The following is a 23,008-nucleotide window of genomic DNA, read 5'->3' on the forward strand; positions in this document are numbered from 1 at the left end:
GGTTTCCTGTGCATTGGTGTGACAGGTCTTGACCTGCCGCAAAGCGCATGGCGAAACGGCTGCCAATAATGGCAACATGATGTGGTTTATCCATGCCATCCGGCGGGTCGCCCGCTACTCGATTGTGTTGCCATTCTGGCTGGGGCTGGCCATGCCCGCCTGGAGTGCCGGTGGCTCACAGGCGCTTGGACCGGCCGCTTTGCGTGCCAAACTCGTTGCGCTGGGTCCTCAACTTGCCAGCAATCAATTCCAGGGTCCCCTGTACCTGGCATCGACTGAACGCGCCGATCAGCTGGAGGGTGACGTCTATGCCCTGGTCAAGCACCCGTTCGGGTCGGTCAGTGCTGCGCTGAGCGACCCCAGGCACTGGTGTGACATGCTGATCCTGCATCTGAACATCAAGTTTTGCCGCGCCAGAACCGACGGGGGGGCGACTGAGCTGGATGTGCGGATCGGTCGCAAGCATGACCGGCCGCTGGTGGAGGCGTCCACGGTTCTCTTTTCCTACCGCGCGGCGGTCGTGGAGCCGGACTACCTCGATATCGAGCTTGAAGCTGCGGATGGTCCGCTGGACACCCACGATTACCGGATCCTGCTGGAGGCCATCCCGCTGGCGGAAGGCCAAAGCTTCATTCATATGCGGTACTCGTTCTCCTACGGTCGCACGGGGCGTGTCGCCATGCAGCTGTACCTGGCAACCCTCGGCCGCGGAAAGGTTGGTTTCACGCCAGTCGCAGCGGGTGCTCCTGGCGAGCCGCAGGCGCTTATCGGCGGGGTGCGCGGTGTGGTGGAGCGAAACACGATGCGCTACTACCTCGCAATCGAGACCTACCTCGACGCACTGTCGGCGCCGCCATCGCAACGGCTGGAGAAAGGTCTGGAGGGCTGGTTCGCGGCGACTGAGAAATATGCCCGCCAGTTGCATGAGGTCGACCGCGCCGCCTACCTCGACATGAAACGCAAGGAGTACCAGCGACAGCAGACGGCACCTTAGGCGGAAAGCCGCATGCCGCGCGTGGGCAGTTCTGGTTCATGCTGTCCAGTTGATAAAGCTCAAGTTCGCAATATCGCCAGCATGAAATACTTGATTGCCTTGTTCATCAACCTTCCTGGAGATTTCTCATGAAAAAACTGTTGCTGCCCTTAAGCCTCGTTATCGCCCAGATGTTGGCCGTGAGTGCCTTCGCCCAAACCAAGGGGGGTGAAGCTGATCCGGAACAATCCAAGGGCCAGACCCCGCCCAAAGCGACGCCTGCCGAGAAGGCCACCGCCAAGGCTGCCCGCAAGGTCGAAGGCGCGGACACTACCGCCAAGACGACCTTGCGGCGCCCTGGTGAAGAGACGGGCGCCGGTACCGCCAAAGCAGCCACCAAGCAGGAGCGCGCTGCGGCCCGGGCCAAGCGCAAAGCCGCTGCCGCCGCCGCCCTCAAGAAAGGCGAAATCGCTTCTGGTGAAAAATAATCCAGCTTGGCGGGTGAGCGAAAAACGGACCCTTCGGGGTCCGTTTTTCATGGCGATGCCTTTTCGCGTATGCGGGGGCTGGCGTGCCCGCAAGCCGCGAAACGACCCTGATGCCCGGGAAGTGACGCTGCAGAAAACAGCCCTGGTTTTCAGTCTCCCTACTTTGGTGGAGGAACGGGGACTACACGCCGCCAGGCGGGCAGGGCGCACAATGAATTTTCAGTCGCCACCGTGTGACTTCATGGCAGCCCGGCCTGCACGCCGCAGGTTGCCGAGCCTGAAAGGAAAAATGACATGCAAGTTCAAGTCAACTCCAACCACACCATCCATACCGGTGAGTCGTTTGAGCGCTGGGCGAGTACGGAACTCAACGAGTCGCTGAGCCGCTTCAAGGACGACATCACCCGCATCGAGGTGCACATGAGCGACGAAAACAGCGACAAGGTCAGCATTGACCACAAGCGCTGCATGATCGAGGCGCGGCTGGCGCACCACGAGCCGCTGGCCGTCAACCACCACGCCTCCAGCCAGGACGAAGCCTTTCGGGGCGCGAGCGAGAAACTCAAGCGGGTGCTGGAACACACGCTGGACAAGCTGCGTGACCACCGTTCACGCGAGTCCATCCGCCGCGAGCCCGATCCGGGCGCCCCCTGAGCGGGCAGTCCGTCAGCGCCGGCAGCTGGCGCTGGCCCCGGAACAAGCCCTCTGTTTGAAGTGTTTTTGGCCGCAAGCCCAATGATTGCATGCGAACTTAGCTATTAATATGATAGCAATCTGGCCGGTGAGTGTAGCTGCCTTCAGGCATGGCGGCGGCCCCATGCCGTCCGCTTGCCGATGCAAGCCTGGCATCAGGTTTACGGGCGATGATGTGCGCAACGACCCATGAAAATTGCCCTGCTGTCCGACATTCATGCCAACCTGCGCGCGCTGGACGCTTGCATGGAGCACGCTGCCGCCCAGGGCGCGCAGCGTTTCGCCATGCTCGGCGACCTGGTGGGTTACGGGGCGCAGCCTGTCCAGGTGGTGCGCAAGGTGCGCGAGCTGGCGCAGAAGGGCGCCATCGTCCTGCAGGGCAACCACGATGCGTTGGCGGTGGCGCCGCAGGGCCAAGCCGGCACGATGGATGCGGGTGGCGCGGCATGGACGCGCGCGCAACTGGCGCCCGCCGACCTGGATTTCCTGGCCGGCCTGCCGCTGACCGCCACCGACGACGCCGTGTTTCTGGTGCATGCCAGCGCCGACGCGCCGCAGCGCTGGCGGTATGTCGACAGCGGGCAACGCGCCGAGGCCAGCCTCCATGCGGCCTGCGCGGATACGCGCGTGCGGTATGTCTTTGGCGGCCACGTGCACCAGCAGACCCTGTATTTCCGGGGCGCGAGCCAGCGCCTCCTGCGTTTTGAACCGACCTCGGGCGCCACCATTCCGGTGCCGCCGCATCGCCGCTGGATTGCCACTGTGGGCTCGGTCGGACAGCCGCGTGATGGGGACACCGACGCGATGTATGCGATGTTTGATGCGGTCCGTGCCGAACTGACCTTTCACCGGGTCGCCTATGACCACCTCGCGGCGGCGGCCGATGTCCGGGCCGCAGGGCTGCCGGAGGATTTTGCGAAACGGCTGGAGCAAGGCCTGTGAAGCTGTTGAACCCGGGCACGGTGATTGACGGCTTCCAAGTCGGCGACTGCCTGCATGCTGGCGGCATGGCCCACATCTACCAGGTCAGTTATGCGGACGCTGCGCAGCGCGAGCCCTTTCCCATGGTCATGAAGGTGCCACGCATGACCGAGGGCGACGGCGCGGAGAACATCGTCGGGTTCGAAGTGGAGCGGCAGATCCTGTCGGTGCTTACCGGGTCGCATGTGCCGCGCCTGGTGGCCGCCGGCGACCTGGCGAAGCTGCCTTACCTGGTCATGGAGCACGTGCCCGGGCGCACCCTGCAGCAACGGCTGGACGACGACCCCGCGCCGCTGCCGGCTGAAGAGATCGCCCGGCTCGGCGCGGCCGTGGCGCAGGCCGCGCACAGCCTGCACCTGCAGGACGTCTGCCACCTGGACCTCAAGCCGGCCAATGTGCTGATTCGGCCGGACGGACTGGCGGTGCTGCTTGACTTCGGCCTGTCTTGCCACGCCCACTACCCGGACCTGCTGGCCGAGGAGTTGCGCCCCGCCGTCGGATCGCCCACCTGGATGGCGCCCGAGCAGGTGGTGGGCATGCGCGGTGACCCGCGCAGCGACATTTTTGCCATCGGTGTCATGCTGTACGAGCTGGCCACGCGCGAGCTTCCTTTTGGCAATCCGCAGACCACCGGCGGACTGCGCCAGCGCCTGTGGATGGACCCGGTGCCGCCGCGCAAGCGGTGCCCGGCGCTTCCCGAATGGCTGCAGGAAGTGATCCTGCGCTGCCTGGAGCCGGAGGCCGCGCGGCGTTATGCGTCGGCCGCGCACCTGGCCTTCGACCTGTCCCATCCGCAGCAGGTGCAGGTGACCGATCGTGGGCGCCGCGTCCGGGCCACCGGGTTCTGGGCGCACCTGAAACGCTGGGTGCGCACCGCCGGCATGCACTACCAGCCCAGCGCGTTGCCGTCGCGGCAGATTGACGAGGTGCCCATCATCATGGTGGCGGTTCCCAACCGTGACGTGAGTGATGCCACCCTGTACTCCCTGCGCGGGGCGGTGTCGCGTGCCCTCGGTACCGTGCCCGGTGCCCGGCTGGCCTGCGTGAGTGTGATTGACCCCGGTGAAACGCCGGGCCACGATAGCGCCTCCAGTGAGACCACGGTGCACCGGCGCTACCTCGGCATGTTGCGGCAGTGGGCCCAGCCGCTGGACCTGAGCGGCCAGACCGCCTCCTTCCACATCCTCGAAAACGGTGACGTCGCCCAGGCCCTGCTGCGTTACGCGCAAGGCAACCAGGTCAGCATGATCGTGATGGGCGCGGCCACCCACGGGCTGCAAATGCAGCGGCTGCTGGCCACGGTGCCCATCCGGGTCGCCATGGCGGCGCCGTGCACCGTGGTGCTGGTCAAGCAGGCGCTGCCGTTCGACCAGCTGGCCGCGGCAGACGGCGGCCCCGAACAGGACAAGCTGGAAGAAAGCCCTGCGCGGGTGTCCAGGGTGATGATCTAGGCAGCCGCCAGCTCTTTACTGGAAAGCGATAGTTGCTATCAATAAAAGAGCACTTTGGCTCAACCCGCCATCAGCTTGTGCACCAGGTCGGCGGTCGTCGATGCCTTGTACTTGCGCATCAGGCGGGCGCGGTAAATCTCGACCGTGCGGTGGCTGATGACCAGGGCGCGGCCGATTTCCTTGGACGTCAGGCCGTCCATCAGGTGCGCGGCCACCTCACGTTCGCGCGCGGTGAGTTCAGCCTTGACGGGCCGGCGTGAACTGAGGTCCTCGAAGGTCCAGATGCCGGACTCGTGCGGCGCCGCCCGGTTCAGCGCGCGCCCTGTCACATGGCACCAGAAGGTCTCGCCCTTGAGGCGGCCGTCCACACGTTTCATGATGCGGTCGTCCGCGTAATGTCCTTTCGCATTGAGGATGGGCAGCATGCGTGCACCCGTACGCTCATATTCGTCCGCGCTGGGGTAGAGAATCTGGAAAGACTGGCCGATCAGCTGCTCACGCGTGGCGCCGAACATCTCGCACAGATGCTGGTTGCAATCGACAATGGCCCGGTTGCGCGACAGCACCAGGCCCACGGGGGCCATGTCGAAGGCCAGGCGGTAATCGATGTCCATGGAGGTGCAGGCGAGCCGGGAGTGCGGGTTTGACTTTAGGGATAACTACGTATGTAGATAGGTAGTATCGTAAGGCTTTTGAAGTTCGTGTTGAAGCTCTGCAGGAGATTTTTGTGAATAAACTTTTCCCCTCCGCTGACGAGGCCCTGAAGGGCATTGTCAAGGACGGTCAGCTGATGGCTGTCGGTGGTTTTGGCCTGTGCGGTATTCCCGAGGCCCTGATCGAAGCGCTGAAAGCCAGCCAGGTCAAAAACCTGACCGTGATCTCCAACAATGCCGGTGTGGATGGCTTCGGCCTGGGCAAGCTGCTCGAGACCCGGCAGATCAAAAAAATGATTTCCAGCTATGTGGGTGAGAACAAGGAGTTCGAGCGCCAGTACCTGGCCGGCGAGCTGGAGCTGGAGTTCACGCCACAGGGCACGCTGGCCGAGAAGCTGCGCGCCGGTGGCGCCGGCATCCCGGCTTTTTTCACGAAAACCGGTGTTGGCACCCTCGTCGCCGAAGGCAAGGAACTGCGCGAGTTCGATGGCGAAACCTATCTGATGGAACGCTCGCTGGTGCCCGATGTGGCGCTGGTCAAGGCCGATGTCGCCGACCGCTCGGGCAACCTGCGTTTCAACCTGACGGCGCGCAACTTCAACCCGGCTGCTGCCATGGCGGGCAGGGTCTGCATCGTGGAAGTGGAGCGCATCGTCGCCACCGGCGAGCTGGCGCCCGACGACATCCATCTGCCCGGTATCTATGTGCACCGCATCGTGCACAACCCCACGCCCGAGAAGCGCATTGAAAAGCGCACCACCCGCGACCGTAAAGTTTGAGGAGCACGAACATGGCATGGACCCAGGATCAAATGGCCGCGCGCGCGGCGCAGGAACTCGAAGACGGTTTTTATGTGAACCTCGGCATCGGCATCCCGACGCTGGTGGCGAACTTCGTGCCCGACCACATCGAGGTGTGGCTGCAAAGCGAGAACGGCATGCTGGGCATTGGGCCTTTCCCGTATGAAGACGAGGTGGATGCCGACCTGATCAACGCCGGCAAGCAGACCGTGACCACCATCAAGGGTTCGTCGATTTTCGGCAGCCACGACAGCTTTGCCATGATCCGCGGCGGCAAGATCAACCTCAGCATCCTGGGGGCCATGCAGGTCAGCGAGCATGGCGACCTGGCCAACTGGATGATCCCGGGCAAGATGATCAAGGGCATGGGCGGCGCCATGGACCTGGTGGCCGGCGTCAAGCGGGTGATCATCCTGATGGAGCATGTCGCGAAGAAGAAAGACGGCACGGAAGATCTGAAAATCCTTGAAAAATGCACCTTGCCCCTGACCGGGGTTGGTGTGGTGGACCGCATCATCACCGATCTGGCCGTGATGGATGTCACGCCGGAAGGCCTGAAAGTGGTTGAACTGGCACCCGGGGTCACCCGCGAAGCTCTGCAGGCCAAAACCGGCTGCAAGCTGCTCTGAGGCTTATCCCGCCTTCAGACGGCGTTCGCGCCATCTGAAGGCCAGGACCGGTTCCCCCACCTCACCTCGCAGGCTGGGGGCGCCGCCGCCCGTCCTCCGGTCACCCGCCTGGATGGCCAGATACCGGAATAGGGCATTCATGGCCATGACGCGCGCTCATCCTGCGGGGATAGCTATCAAAAAAAGAGCGTGACCTGAGGCGCCGGGCGCCGTACTTCCCCCCGGAAAAAGTCATGCGCGTGCTAGACTGAAAACACGATGTTCCGCACGCGCCGCCTGCCCAAGTCCTTGCTGAATCCGGTGGGGCGGTCGGTGGCTGGCACGGCCATTTTTGCGGTCTTTGTCCTTTGGTTCGCATGCGCAGGTTCGGCCCATGCCGCACCCGCCACCAAAGCACCCGAGCGCGTCACCCTGCAGCTCAAGTGGCTGCACCAGTTCCAGTTTGCCGGTTATTACGCTGCCCAGGCCAAGGGGTTTTACCGCGAGGAAGGCCTGGACGTCACCATTCGAGAGGGCGGTGCAGACCGACCGGTCATCGCCACGGTTCTCAAGGGCGACGCGCACTACGGTATTGGCGACTCGGACCTGCTGATCAACCGCATCAACGGGCAGCCTCTGGTGGCGCTGGCGGCGATATTTCAGCACTCGCCCTACGTCCTCATGAGCCGGGCGGACCGCGGGATTCGCGCTCCTAGCGACCTGGTCGGCGCCAGGGTCATGCTCTCCGAAGGTCAGGGCAGCATCCAGCTGCGTGCCATGCTCAAGCGCGAGGGTATTGACCCCCAGCGCGTCAACATCCTCCCGCAGTCCTGGAAGCTCGAGGACCTGATCGAGGGCAGGGTGGACGCGGTGTCGGCCTATTCGACGGTGGAACCCGCCTTGCTTCGCGCCCGCGGCGTGGCGCCTGCGACCATGCGCAGCCTGGACTACGGCGTTGATTTTTATGGCGACATTCTCTTCACGACGGAAACCGAAGTCGCCAAATTTCCCGAGCGCGCCGCAGCCCTCCTGCGCGCCACGCGCAAGGGTTGGGAATACGCCTTCACCCACGAACAGGAAATCGCCGATCTGATCACCGGCATGAAGGGCGTCCGGCAGAGGGGGCTGACCCGGGAGGCCCTGCTCGAGGAGGCAGCGCAGATGCGGCCCTTGGTGCTGCCCGATCTGGTGGAGATCGGGCATCTGAACCCCGGCCGGCTGGAGGCCACCGCGCGGACACTGGCGAGCCTGGGCTTGGTCAAGGCGGACTATTCCCTGGCAGGGCTGACGTTCGAACCACGGACCGGCCTGCCGCCTACTCTGGTGCGGTGGCTGGCCGGTGCGGTTTTTGGCGTCGTCGCCCTGATGGCCCTGGTGCTTCTCTGGAATTTGCAGATGCGCCGCAGTGTTCGCGAGCGCACCTGGCAGCTGCATGCCGAGGTGTTGCGGCGCACCGAGGCGCAGCAGCAGCTCAAGGTCAGCCAGGACATGGTCCAGCTGATGTTTGGCACCGCGGCAACCGGCATCGTGATGAACACGCCCGATGGACGCTTCCTGATGGCCAACCCGGCCTACTACGCCATCGTGGGCTACACCGAAGCCGAGTTGCAGGCCATGGACACGCGCGAGTTGACCCACCCCGATGACCGGGTGCGTTATGCCGCGCAGAGGGACCGCATGCTGTCCGGCGAGCTGGAGAGTTTTTCGGACGAAAAACGGTATGTGAAAAAGGATGGCTCCGCCGTGTGGGTTCATTCCACGGTGTCCATGGTGCGGTCTGCGTCGGGGGAGGCCACACACATCATCTCGGTGACCGAAGACATCACGGAACGCCGGGCTATCCAGGACAGGCTGCGCCAGAGCGAAGCCTTGCTCAGGATCGCAGGGCGCACCGCGCGCATAGGCGGCTGGATGCTGGAACTGCCGTCGAACCATGTGGTCTGGTCCGACGAGGTCTGCAAGATCCACGAGGTGCCGCCCGGAACCAGCCCTTCGCTTCAGGAATCGCTGGGGGTTTATCCACCGCCCCAGCGCGCGAAGATAGAAGCGGCCGTCCAGGCCTGCATCGACAGTCAGACGCCCTTTGATGAAGAACTTGAGATGGTCGTTGCCAGTGGACGCCGTGGCTGGGTGAGGGTGATCGGCGAAGCGGTGCGCGATGAAGGCGCCCTGGTTGTCCGGCTCCATGGATCTGCCCAGGACATCACCGAGCGCAAACAGGCCCAGGAAAGCATCCTGCGCCTCAATGCCGAACTGGAGGAGCGGGTGCGGCAGCGCACCTCGCAACTCGAGGCCGTCAACCGCGAGCTCGAGGCGTTTTCGTATTCCGTCTCACACGACCTGCGTTCCCCGCTCAACACCATTGATGGCTTCAGCCAGCTGATGGAGCGCATGGCATCGGACAAAGTGGGCGAAAAGGGAAAGCACTACCTCAGCCGTATCCGCGCCGGCACCCGTCAGATGGGTGAGCTGATCGAAGGGCTGCTGTCGCTCGCCAAGCTGTCGCGGGACCCGTTGCGCGCCGGGACGGTGGATCTGGCAAGGATCGCCACGCAGGTGGTTCAGGCGTGCCAGGAGCGGGAGCCGGAACGCGAGGTGGAGATCCACATCCAGGAGAACCTGTTGGCGCTGGGCGATCCGCTCCTGCTGTCCGTGGTGATCCAGAACCTGCTGGGCAATGCGTGGAAGTTCACGTCCCTGCAGCCGTCGGCGCGCATCAATGTGGGGTGCAAAACGGGGGAAGACGGCGAAGCCGTCTATTTCGTCCGGGACAATGGCGCCGGCTTCGACATGGCCTATGCCGACAAGTTGTTTGGAACCTTCCAGCGGCTGCATTCCTCCACGGACTACGCCGGTACCGGCATCGGGCTGGCCACCGTCAAGCGTGTCATTGACCGGCATGGGGGCCGGGTCTGGGCCGAGGCTGCCGAAGGGCAGGGGGCGACGTTTTACTTCACCCTTGGCGCGGTGGCGGTGGACAGTCCGGCGGTCGCCGTGTGAGAGTCGCGCCGGCAGGGGCCGGGGTGGGGAGATGTGGAGCGGGTGATGGGAATCGAACCCACGCTATTTGCTTGGGAAGCAAAAGTTCTGCCATTGAACTACACCCGCATGTTTGCCTGCATTATAAAAGCCAACCGGCCGGTTGGCTTTTCTTTCATCAGGGAGCGCGACGGCGCCTCAAGGACGCACGTAGGCCCAGCCTTCATCCTGCCTTTTCATGAGCTGAACCACGCCTGAACGGGCATAGCTGATGGACGCGTTCATGTCTGCCTTGGTGAGTTTTTGGGTCGTCATGGTGTTTTCGCAGGCCACGACCTGGATGCCGGATTTGGTGGCCTCGGTAATGCGGTTGTTTGTCGTGGCGTCGGACTTGAGCATGCCGATGCCGGGGCCGTAGGCCACAATTTCGATGCTTACCTTGTCGGCGCCGCCGTATTCCTGCTGCACATTCTTGGCGTTGTTCAGGGCCAGGTTCCATTTGGCGGCATCGCCGTCGCTGACCTGGAGCACCACCCTGGGCTTGGCCGGCGCTGCGGTGACCGCGCAGCCGGTGAGGAAGGTGGCGCTGAAGGCCAGGACAACGGATTGAATGTATTTATTTATGATCATTTTTGAATGTCTCCTATGCAAAGGTACTTGATTTCCACGTAGTCATCCATGCCGTGATGGGAGCCTTCGCGGCCCAGTCCGGACTGTTTGACACCTCCGAATGGTACATGCTCGGTGGCCAGAACGCCCACATTGATGCCGACCATGCCGTATTCCAGGGCCTCGCTCACCCGGAAGATGCGGCCCACGTCGCGGCTGTAGAAGTAGCTGGCCAGGCCGAATTCGGTGTTGTTGGCCGCATCCACGGCCTCTTGTTCGGTCTTGAAGCGGAACACCGGGGCGAAGGGGCCGAAAGTTTCTTCCCGCGCGCACAGCATGTCGGATGTGGCATTGGCCAGCACCGTGGGCTCGAAGAACTGGCCTTTCAGCTTCTTGCCGCCCACCAGCACCTTGCCGCCCTTGGCGACCGCGTCGGCCACATGGCGGGCCACCTTCTCCACCGCCGCGTCCTCGATCAGCGGGCCTTGCGACACGCCGTTTTCGAAGCCGTTGCCCACCTTCACGGTACGAACCTTGGCGGCAAACTTCTCCACGAACTCGTCGTACACGCCGTCCTGCACATAGATGCGGTTGGCGCAGACGCAGGTCTGGCCGGCATTGCGGTACTTGCTGGCCATGGCCCCTTCCACGGCCGAATCCACGTTGGCATCGTCGAACACGATGAAGGGCGCGTTGCCACCGAGTTCGAGCGACATTTTCTTGACGGTGGGCGCGCTCTGGGCCATCAGGATGCGGCCCACTTCGGTCGAGCCGGTGAAGCTGATGTGGCGCACCACGTCGCTGGCGCAGAGCACCTTGCCCACCGCGATGGAGTTGGCGCCGTCGGCCGTGATCATGTTGAGCACACCGGCGGGGATGCCGGCGCGGATGGCCAGCTCGGCCGCGGCCAGCGCCGTCAGCGGGGTCAGTTCCGCCGGTTTGATGATGACCGGGCAGCCCGCGGCCAGGGCCGGCGCGACCTTGCGCGTGATCATGGCCAGCGGGAAGTTCCACGGCGTGATGGCGGCGCAGACACCGATGGGCTGCTTGATGACCATCAGGCGGCGGTTGTTGTCGAACTGGGGCAGGGTCTCGCCGTTGACGCGCTTGGCCTCTTCGGCAAACCACTCCACGAAGCTGGCGCCGTAGGCGACTTCGCCCTTGGCCTCGGGGAAGGGCTTGCCCTGCTCGGCGGTCATGATGCGGCCCAGGTCCTCCTGGTTGGCCATCAGCAGGTTGAACCACTTCATCAGGATGGCGTGGCGCTCCTTGCCGGTCTTGCTGCGCCAGGCGGGCCAGGCCGCGTTGGCGGCGGCGATGGCGGTCTCTGTTTCAGCCGGGCCGAGGTTGGCCACGTCGGCGAGTTTGAGGCCGGTGGCGGGGTCATTCACGTCAAAACGCGAACTGCCTTTGACCCATTGGCCGTTGATCAGGGCGTCGGTCTTGAGCAGGCTGGGATCTTTGAGCAGCGAAATGGGGGAGGTTTTCATGTCCATGAGGGTCTCTTTAGGGGGTGCCGCTCTGGCGCGGCTCATTGGTACAGCCTGCAAGCATAGCGCGTCGGGCGGTATTGTGTCTAAACCGGGCTGGGTGCCGGCCCCAAACTTATAATCAAAGGTTCAGGCAAATCAAGCATCCAGGTGCGGTCGGCCGCTCCGGGTCCTTCGCCCGGCGGGCGCCGGCGTCACCAGCAACTACCAAAACATGAGCACACCCACTTTCACCGTCGCCGACATCCGCAAGAGCTTCCTGGACTTTTTCGCGTCCAAGGGCCACACCGTGGTGCCGTCGAGCTCGCTGGTGCCGGGCAACGACCCGACCCTGATGTTCACCAATTCGGGCATGGTGCAGTTCAAGGATGTGTTCCTCGGCACCGACAAGCGCTCCTATGTGCGCGCCGCGTCGGTGCAGGCCTGCCTGCGCGCCGGCGGCAAGCACAACGACCTGGAAAACGTCGGCTACACCGCGCGCCACCACACCTTTTTCGAGATGCTGGGCAACTGGAGTTTTGGCGACTACTTCAAGCGCGAATCGCTGAAGTGGGCCTGGGAACTGCTGACCGAGGTCTACAAGCTGCCGGCCGACAAGCTGTGGGCCACGGTGTACATCGACGACGACGAGGCCTACGACATCTGGACGAAAGAAATCGGCCTGCCACCCGAACGCGTGGTGCGCATCGGCGACAACAAGGGCGCCAAATACGCAAGCGACAACTTCTGGATGATGGCCGACACCGGCCCCTGCGGCCCCTGCAGCGAGATTTTCTTCGACCACGGTCCCGAGATTGCCGGCGGCCCGCCCGGCTCGCCCGAGCAGGACGGCGACCGCTACATCGAGATCTGGAACAACGTGTTCATGCAGTTCGACATGCAGCCCGACGGCTCGGTCAAGCCGCTGCCGGCGCCCTGCGTGGACACCGGCATGGGCCTGGAGCGCCTGGCCGCCATCCTGCAGCATGTGCACAGCAACTACGAAATCGACATCTTTGACGCGCTGATCAAGGCGGCCTCGCGCGAGACCGGCGAGAAGGACCTCGGCAACAAATCCCTGTTTGTCATCGCCGACCACATCCGCGCCACCGCCTTCCTGGTCAGCGACGGTGTCAACCCGTCCAACGAAGGCCGCGGTTATGTGCAGCGCCGCATCATCCGCCGTGCGATCCGCCACGGCTACAAGCTGGGCAAGAAAACGCCGTTTTTCCATAAGCTGGTGGCGGACCTGGTCAAGCTGATGGGTGAGGCCTATCCCAAGCTCAGGACCGACGAGGCGCGCATCACCGCCGTGCTCAAGGCCGAGGAAGAACGTTTCTTTGAGACGCTGGAAATCGGCATGACCATCCTGGACACGGCCCTGGCCCCTTCGACGGGCTCAGGACATGCTCCGAAAATGCTGCCCGGTGACGTGGCCTTCAAGTTGCACGACACCTACGGCTTTCCGCTGGACCTGTCGGCCGATGTCTGCCGCGAGCGCGGCGTCGAGGTCGACGAGGCCGGTTTCACCGCCGCCATGGACAAACAGAAAAACCAGGCGCGCGCCGCCGGCAAGTTCAAGATGGACCGCGCGCTGGAATACACCGGCGAAGGCAATACCTTCACGGGTTACGAAGGCCTGGAAGCCAGCGGAAAAATTGTTGCCCTGTATGCCGACGGCGTGCCGGTGGTGGCGCTCAAGACCGGCCAGCAGGGCGTGGTGGTGCTGGACCGCACCCCGTTTTACGCCGAAAGCGGCGGCCAGGTGGGCGACCAGGGCGAACTGGTCAGCGGTTCGGCCCACTTCGAGGTCGGCGACACGCTCAAGATCAAGGCCGATGTGTACGGCCACCACGGCAGCGTGGCGCAGGGCACGCTCAACGTGGGCGACCATGTGTCGGCACGTGTCAACCCGGCCGTGCGCGCCGCCACCGTGCGCAACCACAGCGCCACCCACCTGATGCACAAGGCCTTGCGCGAAGTGCTGGGCGACCATGTGCAGCAAAAAGGCTCGCTGGTCGATGCCGATAAAACCCGCTTTGACTTTGCCCACAACGCACCGGTGACCGACGAACAGGTCCGCGAGATCGAGGCGCGCGTCAACGCCGAGATCCTCGCCAACGCCGCCACCGACGCCAGTGTGATGGACATGGAAGCCGCCCAGAAAACCGGCGCCATGATGCTGTTCGGCGAGAAGTACGGTGACAAGGTGCGTGTGCTCAGCATAGGTTCGAGCAAGGAGCTGTGCGGCGGCACCCACGTGGCGCGCACCGGCGACATCGGCCTGTTCAAGATCGTGGCCGAGGCCGGCGTGGCCTCGGGTGTGCGCCGCATCGAGGCGGTGACCGGCGAAAACGCGCTGGCCTACCTGCAGTCCCTCGAGGATGCGGTCCAGTCAGCGGCCGGCGCGCTCAAGGCCAGCCCTTCCGAGTTGCAGGGCCGCATCGGCCAGGTGCTCGACCAGGTGCGGGCGCTTGAGAAGGAAGTGGCTGCCCTCAAGGGCAAGCTGGCCTCATCGCAGGGTGACGAGCTGATGGCGCAGGCGGTCGATGTCAAGGGCCTGAAGGTGCTGGCCGCCAAGCTCGAAGGCGCGGACGCCAAGACCCTGCGCGACACCATGGACAAGCTCAAGGACAAGCTCAAGACCGCGGTCATCGTGCTGGCCGCCGTGGACGGCGACAAGGTGCAGATCGCGGCCGGCGTGACCGCTGACAGCGTGGGCAAGGTCAAGGCCGGCGAACTGGTCAACTTCGTCGCCCAGCAGGTGGGCGGCAAGGGCGGCGGCAAGGCCGACATGGCCATGGCCGGCGGCACCGAGCCTGCCAAACTGCCTGAGGCGCTGGCCTCGGTCCAGGCTTGGGTGGCCGAGCGCGCCTGAGGCGGCGGGCCGGGCGGCTCTTGGCGCAATAAAAAAGGACGGCCATGCCGTCCTTTTTTCATGGCAGCGAGGTTCTCAGGCGACTTCGGCGATCAGCTCGATCTCGACGCAGGCGCCCATGGGGATTTGCGCGACGCCAAAGGCGCTGCGTGCATGGCTGCCGGCCGGACCGAACACTTCGCCCAGCAATTCGCTGGCGCCGTTGGTCACCAGGTGCTGCTCGGTGAAGTCGCCGGTCGAGTTGACCAGGCTCATGACCTTGACGATGCGCGTGATCTTGCCCAGATCACCGACAGCGGCCTGCAGCGTGCCCATCAGGTCGATCGCAATCGCGCGTGCCGCCGCCTGGCCTTCCTCGGTGCCCATGGTCTTGCCGAGCTGACCGACCCAGGCTTTGCCTTCTTTTTTGGCAATGTGGCCGGAGAGGAAAACCAGCTTGCCGGTCCGTACAAAAGGCACGTAGGCCGCTGCCGGCGTGGAGACCGGTGGCAGGGTGATGCCCAGGGCTTTCAGCTTGTCGTAGATGGGGCCGGTGGGTTGGGTCATGAAACGCTCCTGAAAGGGGTGGTTTGAAAAAATATGAACGAAACAGGTGTCTGGCCCTTATTCGGCGGGCGCAGGTAGCTATGAAAAATATAGCTGTTCTGGGGGCGATCAGCAATTCTAGTCCGGCACCGCTCTCCGGTGGCATCACTCGGGCTCAGGTAGTTTGGTGATGGGTGTCATCGTCACGGCCACGTTCAGCACGTGGCGCGCCCCGCCGCGTATCACGCCGCGCATCGGCGAGACGTCCAGGAAGTCGCGGCCAATGGCCAGCGTGACATAGTCCTCGCCCGGGGCGCGGTTGTTGGTGGGGTCGAAGTCCAGCCATACACCGGGGCTTTGTCCTTCTGCCAGCGCCAGGCCGCCGGCCTCGCTTTCCACCGGGCAATAGACCGAGGCCCAGGCATGGGAGGCATCGCTGCCGATCAGGCGCGGCTGGCCGGGTGCGGGTGTGGTCAGCAGGTAGCCGCTGACGTAACGTGCCGGCACGCCCATGGCGCGACAGCAGGCGACCATGATGTGGGCAAAGTCCTGGCACACACCCTTGCCCAACTGCAGCGCCTCCAGCGCCGGCGTGCCCACCTCGGTGCTTTCGCTGTCGTAGGCCATGCCGGTGTGGATGCGCTCCATCAGGTCCTGCGCCGCTTCAGGCAAGGGCCGCCCGGGCGTGAAGCTAGGCCGGGCAAATTCCGCAAAGGCCTCGTCGCGCGGGATGTAGGGCGATGCGAACAGGAATTCGCAGGCGCTGTCATAGGCGGCGCCGGCGTGGTAGCGGAACTGCTCGCGCACCTGCTCCCAAGGCAGGCCGGCTGGCGCGTCTTCCGGCGTTGCGGCCAGCGCCAAGGTGGAGACGATGCTGTCGGCGACCACCGTCAGCTTGTCATGCGGTGTGTGCAGCGAGAAATAGGTGCGGGTGTTGCCGTACACGTCAGTCAGCTCCTGCAGCCGTGCCGGTTGCGGGCTGATCGTCAGCCGGTGGCGCAGCAGTTGCTGGCCGGCATGGCTGGCCGGCTTGAGGTGCAGCACATGGTGGGCACTTTCCACGGTGGGGCTGTACGCATAACGCGTTTCATGAACAAGGTGAAGCAGCATCGCCAAAAAAGGAAAAGAAAGGTTGTGCGGCCCGAACCCCGGGCTCAGGCGCCCAGGCTGTGTTCGTCCGGGGCCACATGGCTGAAATAGCGCCGGCTCAGCGTGTCCGAGAGCTCGAAGGCGGCGCTGCAGCACAGCTCAAGCTGCGCCAGCAGGCCGGCATACGGTTCGCTGTCCGGTGCGCCGGGGGCGGGGTAGCACAGGTCGTCCAGGCGCCAGCTGCCCGGGTCGGGCAGGGCGGGTGCCAGGTCGGGCACCGGCTGCGGTGCGCCCGCGGTGTTTTCGGCCAGGCGCGCAAGCCGACCGCGCAGCGTCTGGGTGACCCATCCGAGCGAGCGCGGGTTGTCGCGGTCGAGCACCAGCAGGTCCAGCAGCGCCGGCACATCGCGCTGCTGCTGGTACTGGGCATGAAAGGTGATGGTGCTGTCGAACAGCGTGAGGATGGCGCCGAAGCCACCCTCGTCGAACACGGCGCCGGTTTCAAAGCCGAGGATCAGCGAGGAGGCCAGCGTGTTCAGCCGCTCGATGTGGCGCCCCGTGCTGAGCAGGCGCCAGCCATCGTCGCGGCTCATGCGGTCGGTTTGTGCGCCGGTCATGGCGGCCAGGAAGCCGCTGGCCGACTCCAGGGCCGCCAGCGCTTCCACCGAGGAGTATTCGAGCGCCTGGGAGGCGGGGTGGTCGGGGCCGCTGAAGGCTTCGCAGCGTGAGAAAAAATCAGCCTCGGCGCGCATGATCACATGCCACTGCTCCTGCGACAGCCGCTCGCGCACCGCCGAGGCCGCGCCCTTGAGTGCACCCAGGCTGTAACCCACGCTGGCAGCGTTGCGGGTGTCGGCCAGGCTGGCAATCAGCGAGCGTTCGAACACGCGGCGCGACTGCGTCGCGGGCGGCACCGAGTCCATCACCAGGCCGTTTTTCACGGCCAGCTCTGACAGCCAGGCCAGCAGCGGTTGTGAGGACTGGTCTTCACCGTTGAGGGACTGCAGGGTCAGCTGGGCCATGCGGATGGCGTTTTCGGTGCGCTCGGTGTAGCGGCCCAGCCAGTACAGGTTTTCGGCGGCGCGGCTGGTGACCGGGGGTTTGTGCCGCGCAGGCGTCGCCGCCCGGGGCTGGGCGCCCGGTTCCGCCGCCAGGCTGACCGCCGACGGTGGGCCATTGGCGGGGGTGTCCATGGCGGCGCCGGTCCTCGCCCTGGGCGGCGAGGCAGATTCGGCCAATGCCCACACATCGGCGCTGCTGCCGCCTTGCTGCATGGAGGCAATCTTGTCATTGGGGCCGGCCAGCCGCGCGAGCCCACCAGGCAGGACTTGCCAGGAGCCGGCGCCGTCGGCCACCGCAAACACGCGCAGCATGGTCGAGCGCGGGGCGATCCGCTGACCCTGCCAGGTCGGCGTCTGCGACAGCGGCAGGTAGGCCTGCACGGTGTAGTCTTCGCCGCGCCGGACCAGGCGACCGGCCCACTCGTCGAGTTCGCGGCGCGACAGCGTCTGCGCAATCACCGATTCAATGCCGGACTCCGGATAGGTGCCCTTGATGACACATTCCTTCAGCCGCGGCAGCACCGCTTGCAGGGCGGCCTGCTCGCCACACCACCAGGTGGCCAGCGAGGGCAGGGCCAGCGGCTCGTCGAGCAGGTGGCGCGACAGAGCCGGCAGAAAGCCCAGCAGCGCGCTGGATTCGAGAAAGGCCGAGCCCGGGGCATTGGCCACCAGCACGTTGCCCGCGCGTATCGCCTGCAGCAGGCCGGGCACGCCGAGCGTGGAGTCCGAACGCAGCTCCAGCGGGTCCAGAAACTCGTCGTCCACGCGCTTGAGCAGGCCGTGCACGGGCTCCAGGCCCTGCAGGGTCTTGAGGTAGAGCCTGTCGTCGCGCACCAGCAGGTCGCTGCCCTCCACCAGGGTCAGGCCGAGGTAACGCGCGAGGTAGGCATGTTCGAAATAGGTCTCGTTGTAGGGGCCGGGGGTCAGCAGCACGATGCGGCTTTCTTCGCCGCGCGCGGGACTGGCCGCCTTCAGGCCATCGACCAGCGCCTTGTAGGAAGCGGCCAGGCGCTGCACCTTCAGTTCGCGGAACGCCTCGGGAAACAGCCGCGAGATCGCCAGGCGGTTTTCCAGCAGGTAACCCAGGCCCGAGGGCGCCTGGGTGCGTTGCGACACCACCCACCAGCGCCCGTCGGGGCCGCGCGCCAGATCAAAGGCGACGATGTGCAGAAAGGTCCCGCCGGCCGGCCGCACGCCGTGCATGGCGCGCAGGTAGCCGGGGTGGCCCTGCACCAGCGCGGGCGGCAGCAGGCCCAGCGCCAGCAGTTGCTGCGGGCCGTACACGTCGGCCATGACGCGCTCCAGCAGCCGGGCGCGCTGCTGCACACCGGCGGCGATCTGCGCCCAGTCCTGCGCCGACAGGAGCAGCGGAAACAGGTCCAGCGACCAGGGCCGCTGCGGGCCATTGGCGTCGGCATACACGTTGTAGGTCACGCCGTTGTCGCGGATCTGGCGTTGCAGGTTGGTGGTGCGGTGGTTCAGGTCGTCAAAACCGTCGCCGCCCAGAAAGTTGAAGAACCGGCTCCAGTCGGGCGCCAGGCGGGCTGCGGGGGCAGCGGCCGGGCCGGGTGCCGGTGCTGGCGCCGCGGCGGCCCCCGCCCGCTGCCGCATTGGTTGGGTCAGGCTGGTCTGGCTTTGACTCTGGTCCTGCAGCTGGCCGGCCGCAGGCGGGGCCTTGTCCAGGGTTCGGCCGTGCAACTCGTCAAAATGGCCGGGGGAAGCCGGCAGCGCCAAGGCCAGCGCCAGATCGCCAGGCGCTTCCAGTGCGGCGGCTGCAAAAAGGGAGGGGTTGTTTTCCACGGTGGCCCAAGTATGCCTTTATGCTTACCTTGCAGGCCATCTGGGGCGGCATTCGGGCGCGGTTCGGCGCACGATCAGACGGTCAGGGCGCGCCGTTGTTGCTGCCGCAAGACAGGCGTCGGTCGTACGCGTTAGCGCAGGTCCAGCGTGAACGGAAACTCCCGGCTTGGCTGTGCCGGCTGGACGCGCATTTTGCCGGGGCTGTGGCCCATCTGGAAAAAGCGGTTCAGGCGCCGGCTCTCGGCCTCGTAGGAGTTGACCGGCAGGGTGTCGTAGCTCAGGCCGCCCGGGTGCGCCACGTGGTACTGGCAGCCGCCCAGTGAACGTTCCATCCAGGTGTCGACGATGTCGAAGGTCAGCGGCGCATGCACACCGATCGAGGGGTGCAGGGCCGAGGGCGGGTTCCAGGCCTTGTAACGCACGCCGGCCACGTACTCGCCGACCGTGCCGGTGCTTTGCAGCGGCAGGGCCCGGCCGTTGGCGGTGATCACGTAGCGGTTGTCGTTGAGGCCGGTCACATGCACCTCGACCCGTTCCAGCGAGGAGTCCACGTAACGCACGGTGCCGCCGGACGAGCCTTCCTCGCCCATCACATGCCAGGGCTCCAGCGCGCTGCGCAGCGTCAGCTCGATGCTGTTGGCTTTCACCTGGCCAATCATCGGGAAGCGGAACTCGAAATGCGGTTCGAACCAGGCCATGTCGAAGGCGTAGCCGGCTTCGTTAAGCTCGGTCAGCACGTCGGCAAAATCCATGCGCACAAAACCCGGCAGCAAAAAGCGGTCGTGCAATTCGGTGCCCCAGCGCGTCATGCGGCCGTGGTAAGGCTTGTTCCAGAAACGCGCGACCAGTGCACGCAGCAGCAATTGCTGCACGATGCTCATGCGGGCGTGCGGCGGCATTTCAAACGCACGCAGCTCCAGCAGGCCGAGGCGGCCGGTGGCCGAGTCGGGCGAGTACATCTTGTCGATGCAGAACTCGCTGCGGTGTGTGTTGCCGGTGACGTCGACCAGGATGTTGCGCAAGGTGCGGTCGACAATCCACGGCGGCATGTCCTGGCCGTATTTCTCGCGGTTGGCGGCGATTTCGCGCAAGGCGATTTCGAGTTCGTAGAGCTGGTCGTTGCGCGCCTCGTCCACGCGCGGGGCCTGGCTGGTCGGGCCGATGAACATGCCCGAAAAAAGATAACTCAGCGAGGGGTGGTTGTGCCAGTAGGCGATCAGGCTGCCCAGCATCTCCGGCTTGCGCAGGAAAGGGCTGTCCGGCGGTGTCGCGCCGCCGAGCACAAAGTGGTTGCCGCCGCCGGTGCCGGTGTGGCGGCCGTCGGTCATGAACTTTTCGGCCGACAGGCGCGTCTCGTGCGCGATCTTGTAGAGGAACTCGGTGTGTTCGACCAGTTCGTTCCAGTTGTAGGCTGGGTGGATGTTGACCTCGATGACGCCGGGGTCGGGCGTGACCTGCAGCATCTTCAGGCGCGGGTCGCGCGGCGGCGGGTAACCTTCGAGCACGATCTGCAGGCTAAGGGCCTGCGCGCTGGCCTCGACGGCGGCCAGCAGGTCGAGGTAGTCTTCGAGGCGCTCCAGCGGCGGCATGAAGATATAGAGCGCGCCGGCCTCCGCCTTCGCGCCTTTTTCTTTCGGCGCGGCCTTGGGTTTGTCCTGGGGGCCGTTGGCGCGCGTCGGGTCGCGCACTTCCACACATAGCGCGGTGCGGGTCAGCCAGGCGGCGGACTCGCCGGGTTGGGGCAGGCGGGCGTTGTCATCAACGGCGACCGGTGCCGGCTTGGCGGTCACGACGGGTGCTTTGGCGCTTTGGTCGAAGCGCGTGCCGGTGCTGACCGTGGCCGGCCTGAATTGCAGCAGGCGGCTGGCTTCGTTGCGCGGGCCGCTGCCCGTCATGTAGCGCGCCATGTACTGGGCCAGCATGCTCGCACTGTTGTGGCCGGTGGCGGGCGCCGCTGCTGCAGGCGCGGAAACCACCGGTGCGGCCTGCCCAGTGGCCGCGTTGTAACGCGCCGCCAGGGCAGCAGTGGAGGGCAGCTCGTCCCGCGGCGCAAATGGGTCGGCCTCGGTCATGTAGGGGAAGTCGGTTTTCGACACCCAGGGCACCGAGTCCAGCGGCAGGCGGTAACCCATGGGCGAGTCGCCCGGCATCAGGTACATGCGTTCGTCGCGGAAAAACCAGGGGCCGGTGGACCACTGCGGTCCACTACCCGCAGCACTTTCTTCGCGAACCTTCAGCGGCAACACATACCCCACCACCGCATCCAGCCCCTGCGAGAACACACGGCGCAGTCGGGCACGTTCCATGGTGTCGTCGAGCTTGGTGTCGAACGGGTCCACATTGACCGGCAGGCGGCGCTCGCGCCACAGGTAGTACCAGGTGTCTTCGTAGCCGGGCGTGATGTGTTGGGCGGACAGGCCCAGCTTGCCGGCCAGCGTCTCGGTGAAACGGCGCGCATCGTCACTGGTGTAGTGGCAGGGCTGGCGTTCGTCGGTGAACAGCGCCGGGTTCTGCCAGACCGGCTGGCCGTCCTTGCGCCAGAAAATGCTCAGCGCCCAGCGCGGCAACTGCTCGCCCGGGTACCACTTGCCCTGGCCGAAATGCAGGAAGCCGCCGTTGCCGTATTCGGCGCGCAGCTTTTGCACGAGTTCGGTCGCGTAGCCGCGTTTGGTCGGGCCCAGCGCGTCGATGTTCCATTCGGCGGCGTCGCGGTCCTGGGTGGCGACAAAGGTCGGCTCGCCGCCCATGGTCAGGCGCACGTCGCCGGCGACCAGGTCCTGGTCCACCTGGTGGCCGAGCTTGAGCACATCGGCCCACAAGGCGTCGGTGTAGGGCTGGGTCACGCGCGGCGATTCGAAGATGCGCTGCACGCCCATGTGGTGGGCAAAGTCCACTTCGCTTTCGTCCACACCGCCTTCAATCGGCGCCGCGCTCGACGGCTCGGGTGTGCAGGCCAGCGGGATATGGCCTTCGCCGGCCATCAGGCCCGAGGTCGGGTCCAGGCCGACCCAGCCGGCGCCGGGCAGAAACACCTCGCACCAGGCGTGCAGGTCGGTGAAGTCGGTCTCGGCGCCGCTGGGGCCGTCGAGCGACTTGACGTCGGCCTTGAGCTGGATCAGGTAACCCGAGACAAAACGTGCGGCCAGCCCGAGGTGGCGAAACAGCTGCACCATGAGCCAGCCGGTGTCGCGGCAGGAGCCGACGGCCAGTTGCAGGGTTTCTTCCGGCGTCTGCACGCCGGGCTCCATGCGGATCGCGTACTTGATGTCGTGCTGCAGCTTCTGGTTCAGCCCGACCAGGAAGTCGATGGTGCGTTTGGGCGTGCGGTCGATGGTGGCCAGATAACTTTTGAGCAGCGGCGTGGCCGGCTCGGTGGCCAGGTAGGGCGCGAGCTCATGCGCCTGCGCCTTGCTGTACTTGAATGGGAATTCCTCGGCGTCGGGTTCGAGGAAAAAATCAAACGGGTTGAACACCGCCATCTCGACGACCAGGTCCACCGTGACCTTGAACTCGCGTGTTGGCTCGGGAAACACCAGCCGCGCCTGGTAGTTGGCAAACGGGTCCTGCTGCCAGTTGATGAAATGGCCCTTGGGCTCCACCGTCAGCGAATACGACAACACCTTGGTGCGGCTGTGCGGCGCTGGTCGCAGCCGGACCACCTGCGGGCCGAGGCGAACCAGCCGGTCGTATTGGTAGTGGGTGATGTGACTGAGGGCAACATGAATGGACAAGGCAATCTCGCTTTTCGAATATTTCGGGAGCTATGCTGGCACTATGCCGCAGAAACAGCTTGCTTCGGGGGCGGACCCCCTGAACAACGGTTTTAATCCGATCCACACAAGCAAGAGCTGCGCCAAAGGCGGACATGGCTGTCAGCGCAAGGCCTGAGTTCTCCGTTAAGTACAAAACCGGAAACCGCAAGCAGAAAAACAAAAGGGGGGCGTTTGGTGC

The 23,008-nt window shown here is 65.0% G+C and carries 16 protein-coding genes and 1 tRNA gene; 9 read left to right on the plus strand and 8 right to left on the minus strand.

From position 1 onward, the window contains the following. The first annotated feature begins 76 nt into the window (after positions 1-76). The 5 genes from B7G53_RS05750 to B7G53_RS05770 all read left to right on the plus strand — a co-directional run bounded on the left by B7G53_RS05750 (position 77) and on the right by B7G53_RS05770 (position 4,586). Positions 77-994, plus strand: coding sequence for a hypothetical protein (locus B7G53_RS05750; protein WP_217992592.1), 918 nt, complete (start codon positions 77-79; stop codon positions 992-994). Positions 995-1,122: 128 nt separating this feature from the next. Continuing rightward, positions 1,123-1,461 carry a hypothetical protein gene (locus B7G53_RS05755; protein WP_096664882.1) on the plus strand — a complete coding sequence of 113 codons (339 nt, stop codon included), beginning with the start codon at positions 1,123-1,125 and terminating at the stop codon, positions 1,459-1,461. Positions 1,462-1,755: 294 nt separating this feature from the next. Continuing rightward, positions 1,756-2,115 carry an HPF/RaiA family ribosome-associated protein gene (locus B7G53_RS05760; protein WP_096664885.1) on the plus strand — a complete coding sequence of 120 codons (360 nt, stop codon included), beginning with the start codon at positions 1,756-1,758 and terminating at the stop codon, positions 2,113-2,115. A gap of 228 nt (positions 2,116-2,343) precedes the next feature. Further along, entirely contained in the window at positions 2,344-3,096 is a 753-nt protein-coding gene (locus B7G53_RS05765) for a metallophosphoesterase family protein (RefSeq protein WP_096664888.1), read from the plus strand. Continuing rightward, positions 3,093-4,586, plus strand: a complete 1,494-nt coding sequence (locus B7G53_RS05770) for a serine/threonine protein kinase (protein WP_096664891.1) — start codon at positions 3,093-3,095, stop codon at positions 4,584-4,586. Before B7G53_RS05765 ends, B7G53_RS05770 begins: the two co-directional genes overlap by 4 nt. Positions 4,587-4,645: 59 nt before the next feature. Here the strand turns inward: B7G53_RS05770 and B7G53_RS05775 are convergent, their stop codons facing one another. Beyond that, entirely contained in the window at positions 4,646-5,200 is a 555-nt protein-coding gene (locus tag B7G53_RS05775) for a PAS and helix-turn-helix domain-containing protein (protein WP_096664894.1), read from the minus strand. Between the two features lie 113 nt (positions 5,201-5,313). Here B7G53_RS05775 and B7G53_RS05780 point away from each other — a divergent pair, with 113 nt between their 5' ends. The 3 genes from B7G53_RS05780 (at position 5,314) to B7G53_RS05790 (ending at position 9,647) form a co-directional block, all read left to right on the plus strand. Further along, positions 5,314-6,018: a CoA transferase subunit A gene (locus tag B7G53_RS05780; protein ID WP_096664896.1), complete on the plus strand. Its 705-nt coding sequence runs from the start codon at positions 5,314-5,316 to the stop codon at positions 6,016-6,018. An 11-nt stretch (positions 6,019-6,029) separates the two neighbouring features. Then, a complete protein-coding gene (locus B7G53_RS05785) occupies positions 6,030-6,668 on the plus strand; it encodes a CoA transferase subunit B (RefSeq protein WP_096664899.1) in 639 nt (212 codons plus the stop codon). Between the two features lie 258 nt (positions 6,669-6,926). Continuing rightward, positions 6,927-9,647, plus strand: coding sequence for an ABC transporter substrate-binding protein (locus B7G53_RS05790; protein WP_096664902.1), 2,721 nt, complete (start codon positions 6,927-6,929; stop codon positions 9,645-9,647). A 34-nt stretch (positions 9,648-9,681) separates the two neighbouring features. Here the strand turns inward: B7G53_RS05790 and B7G53_RS05795 are convergent. The 3 genes from B7G53_RS05795 to B7G53_RS05805 form a co-directional block, all read right to left on the minus strand. After that, positions 9,682-9,755: transfer RNA gene (locus B7G53_RS05795), tRNA-Gly, on the minus strand. A 69-nt stretch (positions 9,756-9,824) separates the two neighbouring features. Beyond that, a complete protein-coding gene (locus B7G53_RS05800; RefSeq protein ID WP_096664905.1) occupies positions 9,825-10,256 on the minus strand; it encodes a DsrE family protein in 432 nt (143 codons plus the stop codon). Then, positions 10,253-11,731: an NAD-dependent succinate-semialdehyde dehydrogenase gene (locus tag B7G53_RS05805; protein ID WP_096664908.1), complete on the minus strand. Its 1,479-nt coding sequence runs from the start codon at positions 11,729-11,731 to the stop codon at positions 10,253-10,255. Before B7G53_RS05805 ends, B7G53_RS05800 begins: the two co-directional genes overlap by 4 nt. Before the next feature lie 208 nt (positions 11,732-11,939). Between B7G53_RS05805 and alaS the strand changes: the two genes are divergently transcribed. Next, positions 11,940-14,582, plus strand: coding sequence for an alanine--tRNA ligase (gene alaS / locus B7G53_RS05810; RefSeq protein ID WP_096664911.1), 2,643 nt, complete (start codon positions 11,940-11,942; stop codon positions 14,580-14,582). Between the two features lie 75 nt (positions 14,583-14,657). Here the strand turns inward: alaS and B7G53_RS05815 are convergent, their stop codons facing one another. The 4 genes from B7G53_RS05815 to B7G53_RS05830 all read right to left on the minus strand — a co-directional run bounded on the left by B7G53_RS05815 (position 14,658) and on the right by B7G53_RS05830 (position 22,788). After that, positions 14,658-15,128 (minus strand): RidA family protein, encoded by a 471-nt coding sequence (locus tag B7G53_RS05815; protein ID WP_096664914.1) that lies wholly within the window; start codon positions 15,126-15,128, stop codon positions 14,658-14,660. Between the two features lie 144 nt (positions 15,129-15,272). Beyond that, positions 15,273-16,217, minus strand: a complete 945-nt coding sequence (locus B7G53_RS05820; protein ID WP_096664917.1) for a transglutaminase family protein — start codon at positions 16,215-16,217, stop codon at positions 15,273-15,275. 44 nt (positions 16,218-16,261) lie between these two features. Beyond that, on the minus strand, positions 16,262-19,057 hold the full coding sequence (locus B7G53_RS05825) for a circularly permuted type 2 ATP-grasp protein (protein WP_441338965.1): 2,796 nt from the start codon (positions 19,055-19,057) through the stop codon (positions 16,262-16,264). Positions 19,058-19,188: 131 nt separating this feature from the next. Then, entirely contained in the window at positions 19,189-22,788 is a 3,600-nt protein-coding gene (locus B7G53_RS05830) for a transglutaminase family protein (RefSeq protein ID WP_096664920.1), read from the minus strand. Between the last annotated feature and the right edge of the window lie 220 nt (positions 22,789-23,008).

It is taken from the genome of Polaromonas sp. AET17H-212 (genome assembly GCF_002379085.1).
GTDB lineage: Bacteria > Pseudomonadota > Gammaproteobacteria > Burkholderiales > Burkholderiaceae_C > Polaromonas.